Annotated in this window: 15 protein-coding genes; all 15 read right to left on the bottom strand. The window is 44.3% G+C overall.

The window, feature by feature from the left end:
- Complete coding sequence (locus tag AC5YBZ_RS05170) at window positions 1-2,160, bottom strand: glycosyltransferase family 2 protein (protein WP_494543502.1); 2,160 nt, start codon at window positions 2,158-2,160, stop codon at window positions 1-3.
- A 4-nt stretch (window positions 2,161-2,164) separates the two neighbouring features.
- Window positions 2,165-4,201 (bottom strand): HlyD family secretion protein, encoded by a 2,037-nt coding sequence (locus tag AC5YBZ_RS05165; protein ID WP_494543501.1) that lies wholly within the window; start codon window positions 4,199-4,201, stop codon window positions 2,165-2,167.
- Between the two features lie 186 nt (window positions 4,202-4,387).
- Entirely contained in the window at window positions 4,388-6,076 is a 1,689-nt protein-coding gene (locus tag AC5YBZ_RS05160; RefSeq protein WP_494543500.1) for a polysaccharide biosynthesis/export family protein, read from the bottom strand.
- Window positions 6,073-6,627, bottom strand: a complete 555-nt coding sequence (locus AC5YBZ_RS05155; RefSeq protein ID WP_494543499.1) for a hypothetical protein — start codon at window positions 6,625-6,627, stop codon at window positions 6,073-6,075. Before AC5YBZ_RS05155 ends, AC5YBZ_RS05160 begins: the two co-directional genes overlap by 4 nt.
- Window positions 6,603-7,364, bottom strand: a complete 762-nt coding sequence (locus AC5YBZ_RS05150; RefSeq protein WP_494543498.1) for a KpsE/RkpR family capsule polysaccharide export protein — start codon at window positions 7,362-7,364, stop codon at window positions 6,603-6,605. Before AC5YBZ_RS05150 ends, AC5YBZ_RS05155 begins: the two co-directional genes overlap by 25 nt.
- The gene (locus AC5YBZ_RS05145; RefSeq protein ID WP_494543497.1) at window positions 7,354-7,962 is read right to left on the bottom strand and encodes an ABC transporter ATP-binding protein; all 609 of its coding nucleotides are present in this window, start codon (window positions 7,960-7,962) and stop codon (window positions 7,354-7,356) included. Before AC5YBZ_RS05145 ends, AC5YBZ_RS05150 begins: the two co-directional genes overlap by 11 nt.
- A 53-nt stretch (window positions 7,963-8,015) precedes the next feature.
- The gene (locus AC5YBZ_RS05140) at window positions 8,016-8,798 is read right to left on the bottom strand and encodes an ABC transporter permease (protein ID WP_494543496.1); all 783 of its coding nucleotides are present in this window, start codon (window positions 8,796-8,798) and stop codon (window positions 8,016-8,018) included.
- Between the two features lie 1,161 nt (window positions 8,799-9,959).
- Window positions 9,960-11,315: a 4Fe-4S binding protein gene (locus AC5YBZ_RS05135; RefSeq protein WP_494519740.1), complete on the bottom strand. Its 1,356-nt coding sequence runs from the start codon at window positions 11,313-11,315 to the stop codon at window positions 9,960-9,962.
- A gap of 9 nt (window positions 11,316-11,324) precedes the next feature.
- The gene (locus AC5YBZ_RS05130; RefSeq protein ID WP_494543495.1) at window positions 11,325-13,472 is read right to left on the bottom strand and encodes a TonB-dependent hemoglobin/transferrin/lactoferrin family receptor; all 2,148 of its coding nucleotides are present in this window, start codon (window positions 13,470-13,472) and stop codon (window positions 11,325-11,327) included.
- Between the two features lie 467 nt (window positions 13,473-13,939).
- Entirely contained in the window at window positions 13,940-14,347 is a 408-nt protein-coding gene (locus tag AC5YBZ_RS05125) for a DoxX family protein (protein WP_494519742.1), read from the bottom strand.
- 33 nt (window positions 14,348-14,380) lie between these two features.
- Window positions 14,381-14,803: an organic hydroperoxide reductase Ohr gene (gene ohr / locus AC5YBZ_RS05120; RefSeq protein ID WP_494521649.1), complete on the bottom strand. Its 423-nt coding sequence runs from the start codon at window positions 14,801-14,803 to the stop codon at window positions 14,381-14,383.
- Between the two features lie 220 nt (window positions 14,804-15,023).
- Window positions 15,024-15,239, bottom strand: a complete 216-nt coding sequence (locus tag AC5YBZ_RS05115) for a TIGR02450 family Trp-rich protein (RefSeq protein ID WP_494519743.1) — start codon at window positions 15,237-15,239, stop codon at window positions 15,024-15,026.
- Between the two features lie 308 nt (window positions 15,240-15,547).
- Window positions 15,548-15,904, bottom strand: coding sequence for a ribosome hibernation-promoting factor, HPF/YfiA family (gene hpf, locus AC5YBZ_RS05110; protein WP_110456460.1), 357 nt, complete (start codon window positions 15,902-15,904; stop codon window positions 15,548-15,550).
- 625 nt (window positions 15,905-16,529) lie between these two features.
- Window positions 16,530-17,402: a hypothetical protein gene (locus AC5YBZ_RS05105; protein ID WP_494543494.1), complete on the bottom strand. Its 873-nt coding sequence runs from the start codon at window positions 17,400-17,402 to the stop codon at window positions 16,530-16,532.
- A 402-nt stretch (window positions 17,403-17,804) separates the two neighbouring features.
- Entirely contained in the window at window positions 17,805-21,092 is a 3,288-nt protein-coding gene (locus AC5YBZ_RS05100; RefSeq protein ID WP_494543493.1) for a S41 family peptidase, read from the bottom strand.
- Window positions 21,093-21,195 lie beyond the last annotated feature (103 nt).

Raw genomic sequence — 21,195 nt, 5'->3', positions numbered from 1 at the left:
TTAAACCTTCACAAACTTATACTCTCTAGAAGAATCACTCGTTACCTCCGCCAAATATTTATACCTTCCTATTTTTTGGCGTAATAATGTTGAATTTACAACTCTGAAATGATTTTCTTTTTGTTTAGCCAATTGCTTAATGGAAGTATTATCACCATGGAGCACTCTGTTATAACAAATTTTATTTACATGCTTAAATTGACCAACCTCGCTAAGCTTTAGATACATGTCGTAATCTACTGCGTTAGTGATTTTCTCATCGAATCCATCGGTTAAATTCCATGCTCTTGAAGTAAACATACGAAAATGGTGACATATCATTGCCGTAGTCAATTTTTCTCTTGAATATTCAGGCCAGTTATAGCCATTTGCAATAAGTTTACCTTCACCATCTAAGTTGCGATTAGTGGTATAAACACATGCCAGTGAATGATCTTTAAAGAATTCTTTTAAGCAAAGCTCAACCGCGTCAGGCTCTAAAAAATCATCAGAATCAAGCTGGCCGATATAAAAACCGCGACAAAGCTTCACCGCAGTATTGGACGCTGCACCAATCCCACCATTAGATTGAGAAGTAAAACGTACTCTTGGATGGTTACCGTAGTTTGATTGCAGTATTTTCAAAGTGTTATCAGTTGATCCATCATCACATATACAGACCTCCAGATCACTGATAGTCTGGTTTAAAGCACTTTCAACGCAACGAACAATGTATTGCTCACAGTTATAAGCTGGAATATAAATTGAGACCAAAGGCACTGGATTGAGTTCAGCTTGCTCAATCACTGCGGGTTTACGATAAAAATATGGTACTTTTCCGAGACGAATTTTCTCGGTAATAGCCTTTCCCCCCGCACGATCTGTCTCATTTTCTTTGCCCGGAGGTTCCTGATGGTAAGCCATCGCCCCCATATGCGACTGGAAAAATGCGCCTGAGCGATACAAACGATAGCCATACTCACCATCTTCTCCACCCCACGCCTCAAACTCTTCATCAAACCAACCAGCCTTATCTAGCCACTTTTTAGAAAAAGCAACATTACCACCACTAAAGAATCGGAAGGGAGAATCGCATAAGCGCAAATTATCCGTGTTTTCAAAAGTAGATAATCGCCAATCCACGGATATTTCACCAGCGCTAGCACCAGCTACGCTGTTATTAGTTCGAACTTCAGGTAATTTTTCTAAAAAATCAGAATGTTTTTCGCAATAGTCAACCGCCAACATGCTGGTATCGACATATTTACGTGGACCGATAACTGCAATTTCACCTGATTCCATCAAGACATTAATCATGGTCTGAACCCATATTGGATTAGGTGCCATATCACAGTCTAAAATCGAAACATATTCATATTTTGAGGCTCTTAAACCCAAATTTCGAACAGCACTTAGGCGGTAACCAGTATCTTTTTGACGGACATACTTTATCTCTAGCTTATTTTCAAATTCACGCACAACACTATTAATATCTTCTTGGCTACCATCATCAGCCACAATCACTTCAAAAGGATATTCACATTGTTGATGAAGCATCGCTGCAAGTGTAACTCGTAAAATATGACTTCTGTTAAAGGTAGGAATCACGACACTCAAACCAATATCTTTTGGTAAGTCTTTTTGACGATACTTTTTAACCCATTGATAATCATTGGTTGATTCTGGTAATGGGCGCAACTCAAGATCTTCTGGCCAATCTGCGGGAATGGGATTAACTTGCTTAACCTCTACATCTTCCGACTTTTTACTTTGTGAGCTTTTAATCTCTTTAAGCAATGCCACATACTCAGATGTATTAGTCTCTCCAGCTTCATTTAATATCATCAAACGAGTAACTGAATCATAATGCTTTTCAAATATTTTCGCTTGGGGTTGGGCTCTGTCTTTTAGTTTAACACCAGCCTTAATTCTGCCTTCAACTAGGCCATAACGAATATAATGAGCTAATGGATTTAAACCTGCCTGCTTCACATCATGATAGTGCTCAAGATAACCAAGAGTAGAAAAGTTTATTGATGGGTTTCGGCCAATACGCCAACCATATTGCAAATAATGCTCAATAGGATTAACGCCAGCTTTTTTAACATCCGGATACTGTTTTAGATACCATTCAGGATCAAACAAACCGCTCTCTTGTATCTCTTTAATTAATTCATTCATTATATTAATTCTTTTTAGTTAGACGATTTTCTTTGTTACCGAATTTTATGTAATGGAGAAGTGGGTTCACACTCGCTTGCTGTACATCAGGATAACTTTGCAAGTACCAGCCACCATCAAATGCCGTAGAAGGGCTATTTGCTAGCGCTACGCCAAACTCCAGATAATGCCCCGCTGCACCATATTTATGGCTCATGGCCTCAGGGTGTTGCTGCAGGTACCAAGCTTCATCAAACAGTTCAGACTGTTTAATTGCTTCAATGTCTTTAACAAACTGCCGCGCTTTTACTCGGCGCTGCTTAGAGGCTTTTATTTTGTTTTTAAGCTTACCTGTGACATTTTTAGCGGCTGAGTGGGTATGTAACTCTTGTGTAGCATCACGTGCGGCGCCAAGTTCAGCCTTAAGCTCATCAATGGTTAAGATAAACTTTGCCTCAGTTTCAGCTAGCAAACGTTCTTTGTCTGTTAGCATATTGGTTAATGTGGCTAATTCATCAAAACGAAGTTCCAGTGACTGCTGCAAGTTTAATTCTGATTGTTTAAGGGTTGCGATAGTGCCAGCCGCCACTTGCTGATCGCGTTCGAGCATGGCGTTGTTATCCCTAGTGCGCTGTAGCTGCGCCGTGAGCTGTTTGATTTCTGTTTCAGCTTGCTGTTTATCTAAGTTCAGCTGAGCTAATGTTTGTTGAGCCTGATTCAGTTCATCTTTCAGCTGGTTAACGGTATCACTGAGTTGTTGCTTGCTGGCCTGCGCTTGAGTAAGCGTGTCTTTTAACCGGGTATTTTCAGTATTTATTTGTGCTGCAGAGTCTGTTAATTGCGCTACTTGTTGTGTCAATTGCAGTTTACTTGAAGTGGCAGCTTGCAGCTGTTGTTCTGCCTGCTGCACTTGCTTGCTAAGTGCTAGGTTATCGGCTTTAACGGCATCTAAGGCTTTATCGGCTTCAGTGAGCATTAGGGTCAACTGAGCCAGTTCATCAAAGCGTACATCTATATCTTGTTGTAATTGCTTAACTTGCTCTGCGGCCTCCAGTCGACTTTGCTTCAACTGAATGATCTCTGCGTCTAACTGTTGTTTCTCCGCTAACAGTTGTTGCCTTTGCTTTTCGGTTTGCTGACTTTCAACCCCTAGGGACTTAAGCTGTTGATCTAAAAGTTGTTGCTGTTTTTTGGTTTGACTAATGTTGTCATTCGCTTGCTGCAAATTGTCTGCGAGTTGCTGTTTTACCCCTTGGATAAGCTGAATCGATTGGGTTTGCTCCTGCAATTTATGGCTTAACTCTGACACCTGCTGCTCGTGAAGCATACGTTGCCAAGCATCTTCGTTGGCATCTCCTAGGCGGGTATAGACATCCTGAATAAGTCGTTGGGCAGAATGCTCTTTGCTTTGCTCAATCAATGCTTCGAGTCTGGTGGGAATATTGTCCCCTATGCATAACAGCAAGAGTCCTTGGCCTTGAGTAAGCTCAAAAGAGGGATATTGATTTCTGAGCTTACGGCATTGTTGACGAATATCGGCTTGCTTCGAGCCGTGGATTAATATTACCGCAGAATTTGACAGCTTAAGTTTGAGCTTGTCGAAATTATCTTCACTGTTAAATAGGGGGCTGTCGTATTTTAGTAGCAACAGATCGATACTATTGTCATCAAAATCTAATAAAAAATCTTGTGCATCTATATTGTTGAGTGTTGAAAACTCTCGATAATGCTCATGGTTATATAGGTTGACCCGCTCAATATCACAATCGCGGCCAAAGGCTGCGTATGAAAAGGTATCGAGATTTAATTTGTCGATAGCCTGACAGATAGCAAAATAACTCACCGCACTATTAAGGTTTGGCTCAACCACTTTTTGGGGTTTTAACACTTCAATCAACCAAAAATAAAATGGAATTTGTTTTAACCATTGTGAGCCAGCCAGATAGCGAGGGCGCCAAAACATCACTCGAGATGAAATAGAGGGAAGATGCGGCTCGGCTGTGACGGCTAGCCCTTGCGACACAAGAGTTTCTGCTTCTTTTGGAATAATTGATTTACTCAAAACTTTACTCTCCTCATTTCTATTAAATGGTTTATTGTTTCTGCGCTTAAATTGACTGACTTTCATAATGTCTCTTTTATTATTCTGAATGACTTTTGATCGAATATTGGGACTAAAATTTATATCAAATTTAGCTGTTCATATTGGGTAGGTACTGATGCTATATCGCTTACTGACTCGCTGTTATTAGATTGACAACACGACGGCTGCCGACATGGCAATTTGGAATATTATCTGGCTGATATCTTTGGCGAACTGCATGCCTTTTTCATCAGGCTTTGACAACACAAATATCTCATCGCCTGGCGATACCATTGCTGATTTATGTAGGTTGTCTTTCACCGTGATAAAGCTGCCGTTGGGTTTCATGATAAGAATGTTCATATCATCAAGGTCTTGCGTGGCACCGCCGGCTTTATTGATAAAGTCTTGAGTGCTTAGGTCCTTGCTGTAAGCAATGGCGGTAGGAAACATGACTTCCCCGTGGATAATCACTAGGTTGCGTTTAGCGGGGATAACCACTTTATCGCCTTGCTGTAATACGATTTGGCTCAAATCACTGTCGGCGGCTAGCAGCACTTGCCCCTTGGGTTTAACCTGCCGCGCCTTTTCTATCCATTTAATGATGACGTCAGCCTCGGCTTTGCGTAACTCAGCCGCCTCTTTGGTGCTCGAACGTTTAGTGAGTACCGACTGCTCTAGTGACGATAATGAAGCTTGCAACATATCAAACTGACGATCTGCTACCGACTGCCTAAATAGCTGTATCGCACCTTGATTGGATAAGCGGGTAAATTCCGTTTGGCCGATTAAGTCGGCTAAGCTGGCGCCCCAAGGCAGTACCATCTCTTGAGCCGAATTATGCTCGCCGATAAGGTCGACACTGATACTGTTGGCACGCAGTTGCGATGTCACCTTAATCAAGGCGCCGGCCTGCACTTTCACATTAGCCGCTTGGTTAATGGTGTATTGGCGAGCATTCACCTCGCGGTTTTCGCTTGTTGTACTGTTGCTCGTCATCTGCTTAACACCGCTAGCCAAAGGCTCTGGGCTGATCACAGTGACATGGGTGGCTTGTTCGTCGGCCACCACGGCGTCAAGGATCGGTTGTAACCAGTTATTTTGGGTTACTGTGCTTTGGAGCAGCTCATATTGGCCTTCAAAACCGACTTGCCCTTCGAGGGTGATTTCACCTTGTTTAGGGCCGATAAAAATCACATCGCCGTCTTGCAGTTGCAGTGGCGGCATGGTGCCGTGTTGCAGAAATTGATACAGGTCTATTTGCTGTTGCACCTTGCCATTACGCTTAACCTGAATATTACGGTAGCTACCTATGTCGTAACGAATACCACCGGCTTGGTCGATAAAACGTAACACACTGTCGGCACTTTGCCCTTCGTATAACCCGGGGTGAGTAACCATACCCGATAGAAACACTTTAACTTGCTGGCTCGACATTAATGACACATACACTTCAACGTTAGACTTATACACCCGCTTTACGCTGTTAAGGATGACGTCATTAAGCTGGGCATTACTGACACCCAATACCTTGATAGGCCCGACTTTAGGAATAAAAATATTACCTTGTGGGTCGACGGTAACTTCGGCTTGATGATCTATCCCGCCCCACACCTGTACCAGTAGTGTATCGCCTTGCGTGATGCGATATTCAGGGTTAACCGCAGAAAACGAGTACTTGCTAAAGCCACCATTAAATAGCCAGCTGCCATAACGTTGGTTAACCTTGCTTTGTACTATAGAGGTAACTTTTTCGGCATCGGCATCTTGCGTTAAGGATACTGATGCCATGCTTGTTGATGCGATACCACCAGCCATTGTCAGCAGGCTCAGTGTCAGAAAAAATGTTCTCATTCTTGATGTTCCTTAATGATTGAGATGATAAGGCGTCCAACCAGATAAATTAGAATAAGGACTACAAACCAAGTAAATATGCTGTAAAGACGTGCTGGATATTTTTGCTCTTCGGCCAGTCTGGGATTTTCGATAATGAGCAAATGTTTGAGCGTTTTAAAGGCTTCGCTTCTGACCACTTCAAGCCCTCTTAGCGCCGAAGCATAAAGGTCACTGCTCAGTAGGGTGTTAAGTTCTATCTCTTTAAAATTAGCCCCCAGCTTATTGAGTGACTGCGGGTCTTTGCTGACCAGTTTACTGCGCTCCTCTTGTAGCTGTTGATTGAGCGCGGCAATACGATATTGCAGTGCGCGTATTTCAGAGGTGTCGGGCTGCATGTACGCCAGTAATGATTTGAGTTCGGCCTCTTTAAGCATGATGTCAGCTTCAAGCTGGTGCACTGCGGTTAATAAGGCGCTGCTTTGGGTTTCTGGACTCAGGAGTTGGTGCTCATCTTGGAAGGCGATTAATATCAATTGCTGAGCTTTTAGTGCCTCATGGGCTCTTTGCACCTCTTGTTCTGCAAAAAAGCCATCTGTTGATTGGCCATGTTTTCGCCCAACTGATTAATAAAGGTCTTACTGCGATCCATTAATGACTGTGCCATGGTCAGGCTGAACTCTGGGGTAAATCCCTGCACTTCAACCTTAAGGATTTCAGACATTTCGTCATAATTTACACTGATATGACTTTGAAAATACTCGATATAATCTTCTTGCGTGCTACCTTGCGCTAAACGACTAAGCAGATCCCAGCGCGGGTCTTGGTAGTGGCTTTTTAAGTTAATTGAATTATCCAAAGCTAAGGCCATCTCAGGCGATTGAATATATTCTTGTAGTATCAAAGCATCTCGCATCGATGGCGATGATGCCCCAATGGCGGCAAGCCCCGCTAAAGGCAGTTCACTGCCATTGCTTTGTTTAACGACAAATTGCACCTGACTAACATAGCGAGGTGATGCAACCAAGCTGTAATAGATGATCACGACTAGCGAGGCCAACAACACCAAGGCGAAAGATCCGAGTTTGGCCCATGTGGTATAGAGGGTTTTACGGGTATGAACGTACGCTTTCGAATCGGCTAAAAACAGGCTTGGATTACGGCGTAATTTACGTAACTTCCGCTTTAACGGGCTGATTTTTGCGGGTTGCTGATTAGGCACAAGTTCCGCTTTTGTTGCAGGTTTTGCTGGCTGCTCGTTCTGGCTATTGGCCGCTTGCATATGGGTAGACACCGGACTATTTGACATAGGTTGTTTGGTACTCAGTGATTGCATCATCAAGATCAGGAAAATAGATAAGATTTTGGTCTTTTATCACTAAGCCTGACTGACAAAATTTTTTAAGATGGCTCATGGAGTGACTGACCATAATGAGTTTTGTGGTCTCAAATTTACTGAGCAGTAGGGCTTCGCTTTTCTTTTTAAAGTTTGCATCCCCAACGGCTCCTAGTTCATCGATAAGTAGCACATCAAAATCGAAGTCAAAGCTCATGGTGAGTCCAAAAGTGATTCGTGAACGCATGCCGCTTGAATAGGTTTTAACCGGTTCATCAAAGAACTTACCTATTTCAGCAAACTCTTGAACCTTCTCTTCTATGGGACGGGTATTTTTATAACCGTGTATTCTGGCCACAAAGCGAACATTTTCACGAGCCGTCATCGAGCCTTGTAACCCACCCTGTAACCCCAGCGGCCAAGAGATATTTTGCGGCGAATGTATTCGGCCATGATTGGGCATATCTGCCCCACCCATCATTCTTATCAGAGTTGATTTACCCACGCCGTTAGGGCCTAACACGGCAATATTTCGGTCTGTGGGTAGCGCCAATGTCACGTTTTTTAACACGTTATGTCGCCCACTCCGAGTCGGGTAGAACTTGCTTACATTATCGAAATAAATCATGTTGTTATAAATCTGAGTCGATTAATTTGAAACGTCATTAAGCCAAGACTAAAACTGATAAAGGCGCAAAGCTCTAGGTATGCCCAGTCACCAAGCGGAGTGGTGTAACCACTAAAATAGCCATCACGGCTCAGCTCTATGGCATGAAACACTGGGTTCCAGTCAAACAGATACCAATATTGAGCGGGGATCATGGTGGCGCAAAACATTACCCCAGAAATAATCATCATCGGCAGAGTAATAATGCCGACAATTTTGGTAACGTCAGTCCAGTAGGTCACCGCACTACAAAGCATTAACCCTAGGCCCACAGACAAAATAATCAGTAACAAGCTGGCATATAAAACCTCAAGCAAATCATTGGGGAGCACTGCAAAGCCTAACCAGGCCATCAAGATCATCAGCAAACAGTAAACAATTAAGAAGGTGGCAACTTCTATCATTACCCGCGTGATAATAGGGTCGATGGCAGACACTTGCCGATAGCTGAGCAACCCTTTGTTTGACTCCACTGCGGCACTGAGCTGTGGCAATAACTTGCTGAACATTTTAAAAGGCAATATGCCGACTAATAAAAACATTGCCACAGGGATCCCTGCGACACTATTGCGGCCCATGAGCGAAAACATCAGTGCCATTATTCCAGCTTGGGCAATGGGGTCGGCTAACGCCCAGAAGTAACCCAATCGATTAGATCCGAAGCGAGTTTTGATCTCTCTCATCATTAATGCATGCACGGTATCACGCATGATCTGCAAAGCTGTCCGATTGGTTTCCAAACTGAAGGTTCCGTAATTGAGCAAACAATGGCAAGGCATCTAAATAAACAATAAAAAGATTTTTTAATATAAGAAAATAATGACTCAGCATGCGCTAAATGCATTTATTCTTTTAAAAGAAGAACAGTCTTTCGTAACAATGTGTATCAACTTAAAAATCAGTATAAATGTATCAATACGTATCGCTAAATCTATAAATTTAATACTTCACTAGAGTGCAGCTTATTTTTTTTAGACATAGCTACCGCACGCCGAATAGTAATACTCAACTTAAAAAATAATGATGTTATTTAAATGCCAAATATAGTTAAGCTAAATTTGACATGATAAAGCCCGACCAATGCGCTTAAGCGAATTAGTAATTGTTGATATTTGATGGAAGGTTTTTAATTTATGCGGGTAGCATTACTGTTGTATTCCCTTCAAAAAGCATACACATGTGTATCACCTTTACATCCATCATCCTGATGTTCCTATCTGTCGTGGCCCTTCGAAAAGGACAACTTGATTAGTTATTTGCCAGTCAATTGTTAGCGCGATGTTAACTAACGGACTGTTGAGCAGTTGCTTTTAGCTATTTCGCACTGGATACTAAAGTTTTAGCAACAAAAAGTCTATTGTTTTTGCGTCAAAAAAACATTCATCGTCATATTTTTGACTGAAATCATAAAAGGGTGAAAACAGAGTTCAGTGCTTTTGCTCTACACAGTAGCCATATCAACCGATAACACATGTACTGAATCGATACCTATTATGCATCTCGGGATACGAGCTAATCTTGCCTAACCATGATGGCCCTACGTGCCATGGTTTATCAATGCGTATTCAAGTCTCACAGTAAAACAAATAAACGTAATAGCGAATAGAATAATAATCTTCTAGTGATATCGACAACACATTGCGCCAAGGAGAATAAGTAAGTATTTTCAAATTTACCAGCATTAAAAACTTATAACTGCCATGAATTAAAATTATGAGCCACTTTATTTATCCACCTAACACTTAGCGCCAATTAAAAATAAGAAGCAGATCATCAAAATGAACCACTTCTTATTCAAAATGTTATTTTAACAACACCGATAGTCATGAAAATTTATAAGGTGACAAGGACTTATATGATGCAGTTTAACCAATGACATTAACGCTAACAGCGTCGCTAAATTAATGGCAACTCTCAGCTTGAACCGCCACTAGCATGCCACCTAGTCGCAACCCCAGAAACAACCAGACTAAGCCATTAGCACAAAGAAACAGCACTGTGCGTTGCCAAAAAGGCAGTGACCATTGCCGTGCCCAGCGCCAAGCCAATAGGCTTGTCCAAGCGATGCCTGCCCACAAAATGAACCCAAGCAAACTTAATGCTGGTGCACCTCGAGCAATATTCCAACTCCACTCGGGTAACATCAAGCCCGTCAACTGACCAAAACCACGCCATAATTGCGGCGCTCCACGCACCATAAATGACAGCAATCCATGGGAAAGCAGTAAACATAAAATCATCGGGGTATTCACCGCCACCATAGCCGGCATAAATTGAATCGGAGCCTGACGATTAACCCTACTGGCAAAGGCGGCCATTGCCGCCATCCAGCACAGGGTGAGCGCGATAGCGAACAACATAATGACTAAAGAGGCGCTTTGAAACCAAGTGGGTAACGTCAATAACTGGTTAAACCACTCAGCAAAGCGATTCCAGGGCAAATCAGCATGCAAGACACTGTTATCCCAGCGATGTTTCAGCTGACTTTGCACCACAACTAACGCCGCTAATATGAGGTAAGCCAGCACATAAAATCCCCCTCTGCCGCGCTTATTCTGTGGTTGTAAACTCGGTTGTGGCTTTGCTTTGTGCCTAGGTAACCATGCCAATGTGAGCTGCTGGCACTGACCATAACACTGCAAACATAGGTGGCAGTCGCTAATGGGCTCAATATAGGCCTTATGCACCGTTAACTGTTTAGGGCATGCTCGGCTACATTGCACCGTACTACATCCTTGGCATGCCTGTGCATTCGCCGTTAAGCCTAAGCGACTTAAATGGCTAAAACACTGATTTATTATGGTAAAAGGGCAGACGCTGCGGCAAAAGGGCGCATGACGATAATAGAGAGACAGACCAATACACATAAGGAGCAGGCTACTAAACGCGAGTAAGGTGGCGATAAGCGGCAAGCGAGTAAACCCCACAGTTGCCGCATCCACCAGCCAGTAACCACCGACCAACACGGTTAAGCTAATGGCACCATGTTGCAACCAACGCGGTAGTCGCCGCTGGCCATAGCGCTTACTCAGAGTGCGCCCGAGCGTACCTAGCGGACAAATACTGCAAAACATTGAGCCGAACAACAGCAGGCTCGACACCGTTAGGAGTGGCCAGAAAAATCCCCAAAATAGACTTTTAATCCACAGTTCACTGCGTTCGGGCAGCAACCAACCCGACATTAACGTGACTAAAAACAACACCACAACCAACCACTGCACTAGGGTTAAGCCGAAACGGTTTGCACATCTGTTCATCTTAACGCCTTAAAAACGATAGTTAACGGTGGCGTTAATGTGGCGACCCGGTTGGCTGTAACGATCAATATTGAGTTGCGCATCGGCTTTAAGCCCTGCAACGTTTCCAAATAACCAATATTGTTCATCCGTCAGATTATTGAGCCCCAACTGCAGCCGACATTGTGTTGAGACTTGCCAATATCCCTGTAAATCGAGGGTCAAATACGCTGGTGCTGTTAAATTGTCTGGCGAACTCCAATCGTCAGCAGCTTTATGGTCGGCATATTTAGCAAAGAGCAATGCGCCCCACTCGCTCGAATCACTGTCGAACCCTAAGGTCATGCTGGCATTAAAGGGAGCCACACTGTCAAGCGGCCGTTGGGTACTGAGGTTTTCGCCATCGGCCCAGGCCAGCCCCATACTCAGATAGCTGCCCGGTAAAAGTGGCTCTAAGGCTAACTCGGCTTTCAGTTCAATGCCTTGTATTTTAGCGCGGCCAACATTTTGATATTGCTGATGGGAAGGGTACGCACTGTCATCGACAACTGTATCGATAAAGTCACGAAAATCATTGTTAAATAAGGCTAACTCGGCACTGAGCCTTGACGAGAAGTAACGCAATCCGAGTTCATAATTCACACTGTATTCCGCATCTAAATTGGGATTGGCGTCTAAAATAACGTGAGGAAGTTCGAGCTGATAATAGAGATCGTATAAAGATGGGGCTCGATAACCACTATTTACTGTGGCATAGGTCGACAAAGCATAATTAACCCGATATACCACACCAGTATTGAAGGTCACGGCATTACTATGATGGGACGCTAAATCGCCATCGGGCTCAGCTTGGTGATCATCAAACCGTACGCCGAAATCCCAGTGCAAAGGCAGGCTGTCGATATTCAGGCGCTGTTTAAAAAAGAGGCCTGTACGTAAAGATGTCGCATTGGGCATTAGCGTGGTGCTGTCACTGTGTAACCCACTTTGCAGCTCAATATCTTCATAGAAGGTATTAAACTCACTGCGCACAACCGATAATCCATAGCTCAATTGCTGAGTCATTGTCGAATAGCTCAAGAACTTATCAAACTGACTGTGCAATTGCAGATTATTGTCTTTTCGGTTACGCACCAGTACGCACCCTTGCAAGCAATCGGTATTTTTAGTGCGGTAGTTATCGTTATCCGTGTGCGCTTGCTGCCAGCTAAGCTGCAACTGACTGCTATCAAACCAAGCCATATCGGCTTGCCACTCATGACTGGCGGTTAACCGTAATCGTTGTTGCTGGCTGTCTAGGCTATTTTGACTGTATACGGTATCTGGCGCACCGCGGCGACCTTCGACTCGATAACCTTCCATCGACAGTAGTTCGCTCTCGCCATCAAGCTTGAACATTTCAACGGTTAAACTTAGTTGCTGCTCATCTAGCTGTGCAATGCCTTTTAACAATAGATTGTGGCTTAAGTAATCGGCAGGATCGGCCCGCCCTCTTGTTACACCCACGACATCGATCCCATCCTTATGGGTGAGGGTTTCTTGGCTATCACGTAGCGTATAAATTGCCATCCCTTGCCAGCCGCTTGCATCGTAAGCAGACTCCCATGTGGTTTTTATGCCGTGGTTTTCGCCACTGTATCCGCCGCTGATAATGAGCGCCCGCTCATTTCCCTGTAGCAGATCATCAGGGTTTTTAGTGCGTAGCATCACCGCCCCACCAATAGCGTCACTGCCGTATAAACTGGATGCGGCATTTTTATTGATCTCGATGGCAGTTAAGGTATCGAGTTCAATATTATTGGCATACTGATTAATCACACTGGTGTGCGGCGAACCACTACCCGCTTTAAAAAAAAGCGGCTGCTCGACTCCGTCTATCATGATTTTAACGCGATCATCTTGCATGCCTCGGATATTAAAGCTACCCAGGCCAAATTTACCTATCCCAGCCATATAAACGCCGGGTTCGGCCTGTATCGCATCTTGTAGATTGTTCGCCATATGCTTTTTCATCGTCTGTTCATCGATACGTGTCACGCTACCACCTATCTCTGAAATCGCCGCAGCGCTACGACTACCTACAATGACAATAGTTTCATCGACGTTAGCCGCCATGACAACAGAAGTAGAACAAAGGAAAAGAGCGAATGGCGCCCCAAATAAAGCCGAATTCGTCACGTTGATATCTCAGTAGGTTATCGATGACGTTAGTGTAAACAGCAGCTTTTCGCCAGAGAATGCGACACATTGCCGCAGTATTGTTAACCTTTTGTTTTAAAAGTATTTATTGATAAAAAGGAAATCTACAAATGAGAGGTGACACACAAAACAATCAATAGAAAAGTAAATAAATCTTTGAATATTAATAAAAACTACTTCACTTTAAGCTAAATACTATCTAGGTTTTACATTCAATAATGCTGTACAGATGATGAAAGGGCAATGAGATGAAAAGTGACCGACAATGGCAGCTTAGCCAATAAGCCTAATTAAGGTGTTACTTTTACAGTAAAGCCAACAAAATAAGCAATATATAAAACAAGGGGCGACACGATTAACCTTATTCTGGCTTCATCATGTCAACCCCAGTGCTATGGCAGATACGCTACGCTTGGGCGATATTGTCGCGCACCCTATTAGCAAGCTTAAGTGTTTACTCTTTGTGAGTCGGCAGTTTGATGTGAAACACCCGCTAACACCAACAAGCCAGCCAAGATGCCCAGGTTTTTAACGAAGTTTTGCATCTCATGTGCGCCCTCTACCCCGCTGAAATTCCAAAAGTCATGCAAGCTAAAGTTAATCACGACAACCAAACCAGCCAATAGCAGTGAAACCAATCCGGTGTAACGATTTAAGATTAACGCTATTGCCGCTGTAATTTGAAATACACCCGCGGCGGCTAGTAGCACTGGTATCATCACCATGTTGTGCTTTTGCATCAGCGCCACATGCATATCCCAGTTGATGAATTTCATCACCCCAGGTAACAAGAAATAGAGTGCAAGTAGCACCCTGCCGATAGTGACAAATATAGGGGCCATATTATTCAACATGATTCTCCATCAATAATAGAAATTGCCAAGGCATTACAACTGCTGACCATTAACTTGCAAACTCACATCGATATTGTTACGTACCGCATTCGAGTATGGGCATACTTGGTGAGCCGTGGCGACTAATTTAACCGCTTGTTCTTGTGGTAAATCCAGCATCACGCTCAACGCCACGCTTAAGGCAAATCCGCCTTCGGCACGCGCACCAATCCCAACATTAGCCGTCACTGGCGCTTGCGTTAAATCGATTTTAGCTTCGCGGGCAACGTGTAAAATCGCATTGGAGAAACAGGCACTATAACCTGCGGCAAACAGTTGCTCTGGGTTTGTGGCTTCGCCACTGCCGCCCATCTCTTTTGGATAACTCAGCATGAGTGCTAGTTTGCCATCATCTGTGGCAACATGGCCGTTGCGTCCGGCACTCGCTGTGGCGCTGGTTTGATATAAGGTTTGCATCATTTTCTCCTTCAATAGAATCGTCGCATTAGGGCATCATCAATGGGTAAGGTATTGGCTCAACGGTAAATAATTGCCTCGTTCACCTCAGTCACAACTAAGTTGTGCGCAATTAAGAGAGCTATTTATAACAACAAAACAAGAAGCGCACAAACAAATTGTACACAATTAGATCTATTGTATTGAGATTGAGTTTATCGAAAAAACCGTTTAATGCTCATCAGCACCAACCGAGTCGCCACACGGTTTTGTCTTTTAGTTCACGCCAATTGATGGGGTATTGCTTGTGACTTATCACCGCCTCGATAATACACAAGGTGATATTGCGTTGTTCATCAAACTCGACTTCCACAATGGTAAAGTGCTTTTCTTTATTCATCGGCACTGTCTTGGTCCATTTACTGTGAAGCAGTTTTTTAGGGCTAAATAGGTTCATGCTCTGTTTTACGTGTTAAACACTGATTCAGTTCAGTAACTGGATAAAAAACCTATGCGATAGAGCAAATGTAGTGAAAAAAAATAATGTAATCGGAACTAGGGAAGCTTGAGCCATTCAGTGACTCATGGACGACAAAAAGAGCTTGTTAGGTGCTCACTGCTTGATAACTGCAATAGGTTGCTTGATAGGGTTGTCACTTTTACTAAAACGTGCCTCCGAGCAGCGCATTAGTACTCGGCGTATTATCATCTACGCCCACAAACAAAAAACCACCCGTGAAGGTGGTTTTTTGTTATCAATAAAGCTTATACCAGTTTCATCTCTTGAATGATTTCATGAGCGATTTCTGGCGTAGTGCTGACGGGTTTTTCGTGCAGATCGGCCTTGAGTTGCCCTTTTCTATGCTTGAGCGCTGCATCAAGTTTCTTGGCTGCAGTCGCTATAGCCGGATACATCACTTCACCACTACCTGAAGCTGAGATTCGGCTACCTTCGTAATTTGTTCTAAGTTCGGCTTGATACTCGCCATGTTCTTTGGAAATAATGACATCGAGTGAGATTAGCGTCGGAAAATGTGTCGCGATTTTGGAAAACTTTTGATTCACATGTTCTTTGATCGAATCGGTAATATCAACGTGGTGACCTGAAAGATTTATTTTCATAGGTTTTCCTTTTAAAAATGACTTCAATAATGAACTTGGGGCGGCTAGCTGAAAAACAAGTCGCTGACGCGATTTTTTCAATCTGACCTCAATTAATCATGGGTCAAAAACCAGTAGATATCCATTCATTGCCCTACTTCATATGTAACGCCGTTACCACTTAAAAGCAAGCCTGTTTGTTTAGATATTGATGATAAAGCCGCTATATCACTCATAAACGGATAAAACTAAACAAAATTTAATCATGTCCCTATTGAGATAACAGCATAAAAGCGTTTGTCACAGCATTAACCACCCGGCGTTTTCAATCACTAGTTTGGTTATTAATTACTCACAAGTTGTTAAACTAGCGTCAAACACCAAGACAATGCTGGGTAATAGCATTGATAGCCGTATCGCTATCACTCATATTACGATAGTGCCACAAGTCTCATTTAAGCCATGTGACACCGTTAGTGAGACGCGTTTGGGGAAGATGCACATATTGCGCACAATAACTGTTTTATCGCTAATTCGTTATCTGCTGAGGTGCAAATCGATATCCATAACTCATCTGCGGCAATCATGACAGATAACGGCCATACCTAACCGAATGTCGAACATGAGTTATGGTTATCATTTAGGGTTAGAAACGATAGGTTATTGCCAGCTGAGGTCCTTGAAAACCATAATAAAGATCAAGGTCGGATGCTGTGCCATCAACTTGCACGTCTATTTTGTAATACTTATACATTAGGTCGGCGTAAAAGTGGTCGTTAAACTTGTAACCCACCCCGGCACTAAGATCGACCAACTCACCCTGAGTATCCTCAATCTTGACATAAAAGTATTGAGCTAAAGCCGATAAACGCCAGTTGTCACTGAGCTTATAGCTCGCTAGCAATCCAATATCAGGTAAAGGTGCCGTCACGTCAGTCGCGGCTACATTATTGGGGTCGAGCTCTACAACCTCGCAGTTATCGTCGATACAGGCGCCTACCTCGCCACTAAATGATAACTCCATCCACATGACATGCAGACCCAATGTCACCGTTAACTCCCAATCGTTACTGCTATAAAAATCATAGGCGTAACCTAGCCTAGCAATATCGACATTAAACATCGTCGTTATATCAGCGCCAGCTTTAATTTGGTAGATCTGCCCAGTATCAACATCTTCATATTCATAGGGAACAGTAACCACTTTGTCGTTAGCATTGCGATGCAGTCGCCTATAATCAACATAGACGCCATGACGGTCATTAAACCAATATTCCAGCGCAATATACGGTAGCCACTCTTTTTCAACCAACTGCAGATCAGACTCGAAATCTAAAGTGTATTTATCCCCCGAGTCAGGGTTAGTCACATCCATTCCAGAATCTGAAGTGGAATAAAAACCGCCCACACGAAATGACAACCCTTTCTCGTGAGCCAAGCTTGTAGAGGGAAATCCATTTAAGAGCACTGCGACTACAACTATTCCAAGTCCGTGCGGTATGACAGCAAGTTTTTTCATCTCTGTACTCCTGCAATAGTATTGCATCAAAAGTCTCTGGTTTAATCAGTATATGTTTGTTATGTGCAACAACTACTAACTATAGATAATAGGTACAGTTTTAACGAATATCTGCTGGTATAAAGATGTGATCGCTACGCGAAAGTGTCATGGTGTTTTGGTAAGAGAATGTATTGCTCAAGATATTAACATCCAAGATCAGGGCGCTGCACATTGGCCTGACACTCGACCTCATTCACTTTGAACAGCCAACACACTCGCGAAAAGTCGCTCACCGTTGACACCTGATAGAGGACATGTGGGTTCAAGGGTAAGCAGAAATAAAAACGGAGGCTATCGACCTGGGAACCGCTTAGTCGATAGCCTCCTAAAAAGAGATATTACAGAGAAAAAGGTAACACGTTATTTAATATCTTGTGCCATCCCAGAGGCGGGCATGGGCGCTGCCTGTAATGGATTTATTGGCTGGTCAATTAACTCTTGTTGCAAGTAGCTAATGGCTTTTTCAAGCTGAGCATCATGGCCATTAAATGTCGCGAGCGGTAAGTTATCGACCTCAATATCTGGACTAATCCCTCGGCCTTCGACAATCCAGCGACCATCCATTGCATATTGCGGATACTCAGCAACACGTGCCATGCCCTTATCTGTCAACGAATTACGACCCGATAACCACACCCCAGCACCAGCGGTTTGCTTGCCGATCAATGGCGCAATGCCCAACGCCTTGATCCCCGCAGAGAAGGTTTCACCGTCTGAATAGGTCAGTTGATCAGTCAATACCACAATGTGACCACGGAAGGCTTGTTGCATATTGCTATTGGGAGTGCCTTGAGTGGGCTGCCAGAACATCCAAGCGCGGCGCAGCAGTTTCTCGATGATCCAACTGTCGATGTTACCGCCACGATTACGACGCACATCGATAATTAATCCCTGTTTGTCGATGTTGGCATAAAATTCGCGCGCAAAACTGGCGATATCCCCAGCGCCCATGGCATAAAGGTGCAGGTAGCCGATATCACCTTGACTGTTATCACTCACCTTTTGGCTATTATGATTCACCCAATCTAAATAGCGTAATTTGGCATTAGTACGATTATCAATGGGTTCAACCACGGTTTTAATGCTGTTTTTATTACGCTTTAGCGTGAGTAAAACCTGCTTATTGACCTGATTGCGTAAAGCCTTGGCGACATCGGCCACCGTGTTGACGGGTTTACCATTAATGGCGCTGATGATATCACCAACTGCGGCGTCAACCTCTATACGGCCTAAAGGCGAAGCATGGCTAGGTAACTCGGCATCATTTTGATAAATATGACTAATACGAACTCCATGCTCAGTTTGCTCCAAACGTGCGCCCAAATTGGCCGCCTTGGGCTGCTTAGCGTCAACGGGCAGATCGCCACCATAAACTTGCGAATGTAACGAGTCTAGTTCGCCCATCATCTGCTTAAAGAGATCGTTAAGTTCATGGCGGTCGGTGAGTCTTGACAACAAGGGTTGATATTTGGCTTTCGTTGCTTGCCAATCGAGACCGCGCATGTTTTTGTCAAAAAAGGAATCGCGGTGCATTAACCATGCATCTTCAAACATCTGCTGCCATTCTAGCGGCGGTGAAATCGCCAGTTGCCATTGATCGGTACGCACTTTAGCGCGGCTAATATCTGTTGGTAGCTTCTCGGCGGTATCGAGGATCAGCATCTCTTGCCCAGCGTTACTGTGCCGACGGATAAACAGCTTACTGTCATCGACTGATAAGCTATAGCTGGCGACATCATCGCCAAAGGTGTCGACTTTAGGCTTAATGGGGTCAAATTTAATCCACTTAAGCGAAGGGGCTGAGTCGGGCGTCGCCGAGTGAGACAGCACATATAAGCCCTTTTCGGTCACCTGCAGCTGACTATAATTGCCAGACTCAACCGGAACTTGCCATAAACGTTGCGCCAGCCCTTGCCAATCGACACGCGTTTTTATGTCATCGTCTTGCTCATCATCAGGCTGAGGTGTCAGCTCAGTAGGTTTACTAAAGGGGAACTGTGCATCTGCGCTTAGCGCCACGGCAAACAACTGGCTGCGATTATCGAACATAGGGCCCATGTTACGATCGCCCCACGGCGAGGTAGGAGTCGCTTTAAATGCACGATTAGAGATGAAATATAACCACTGTCCGTCGTCACTAAAGGCGGGGGAGAAGGATTCATATTTATCGCTAGTCAGAGCCTGTGCTTTCTTTTTTTTCAATGAATACAGCACGATTTGCGGCCGTAATTGACCTTGTTCCTCTTTGGTGATGGCCATAAAACGACTGTCATTTGACCACACCACATCACGATACGGCCCCAACCCCTGACCTTGAGTGATAATTTTTTGATTGCTGCCCTTTTCTATGTCGAGTAGCCACAAATTGCCATCGTAGTCATCATGGGCGATATAGCGACCATCAGGTGATAAATGCAGCCCCATACGCAAAGTGTGGCCGTTAGTGGTCAATTGCTTCGCTTGACGACTGCCATTGGCGGCAAAGCGCCAAATTTCCTGTTCTCCAGAGGCATCGCTAATACCGTAAACCCATTGGCCATCAGGGCTCATGATCCCGTGACGCACGCGATGATCACCCGGTAACGCTAGCTCAACTAAGCGCGAACCATCTGTGCCCGCTATCGCCACATGGCTTCGCGCCGTGACCACCACTTTGTCGCCAGCAGGCGATAACTGGGTATCGGTGGCAAACTTCATCGGCTGCGTAACCCAATGTTCACGTCGCTGTGGAAAATCAGATGTCAGCCGTATATCGAGGGTTTGCACCTGGTTAGCGGCAATATCATACAACTGAATGTCCGCCCCTTGTTGGAACACAATACGGCCATTATCCATACGGGCACCGCGCACTTGCCAGTCGCTAAACTGTGTGTGCTGACGTACGTCATCGCCATTTAGGGCCATCGACCAGATATTATCGTTACCACTGGCGTCACTGACAAAATACAGCCGTGCTTGCCACAACATAGGTTGACGCACCGAGCCTTTATGAGTCTCCGTTAGCTTTACTGCTTCAACCTGACTGCCTAAGGTATAACGCCACAGCTCACCTTTGGCGCCGCCACGATACACCTTGGCATTATCGCCTGTGGCTTGCAGACCAAAACGGGTGAAATACAAGGTCGTTCCCGCATCATCAATAACTCCCTCAATCGCATCGGCTAACGGCAGCTCTGTAGTGGTTAAGCTGACAGGATCGACACTTTTAAGGACCCAGTAGTTAGCCGGACCAAACGCATTGTCGGTGGCGTAAAGCACTTGACCATCGGCGGTCCAGCCTTGCACTCGCACTCGGCTATTCTCAAAACTCACCCGCTTGGCCACGCCGCCCTGAATAGGAATAATGTACACCTCACTGGCGCCATCATAGTTGGCAACATAAGCAACCCATTGACCATCTTTAGAGATAGCCGCGCCCAGCTCCTGCGCTGGCAAGCTGGTGAGACGGCGAGCTTGAGGATCGTTTAAGTGCTGAGTCCACAAATCGCCTTCGGCGGTAAATACCAAGGTATTATCATTTAAGGCTGGGGCGCGATAGTAGCCCTGATTAACCGAGGTCGATGCTGTATCGAAGGCGGCGATAAGTGGGGTCGTGTGTAAGGTGCCTAATGCAAGCACGCAAGAGGCAAAGAGATGACTCAATTTCATATTCGGCTCATTTATTTGTTTTATCTCGTTTTTATTAGGCTAACAAGGTAACAAACTTTATCGAGCCAGGCAGTAATTTATCATCGAAGAATTATTAGCAAAT

This window comes from Shewanella sp. 553 (assembly GCF_059338375.1).
This window is presented reverse-complemented; position numbering and strand designations above follow the sequence as displayed.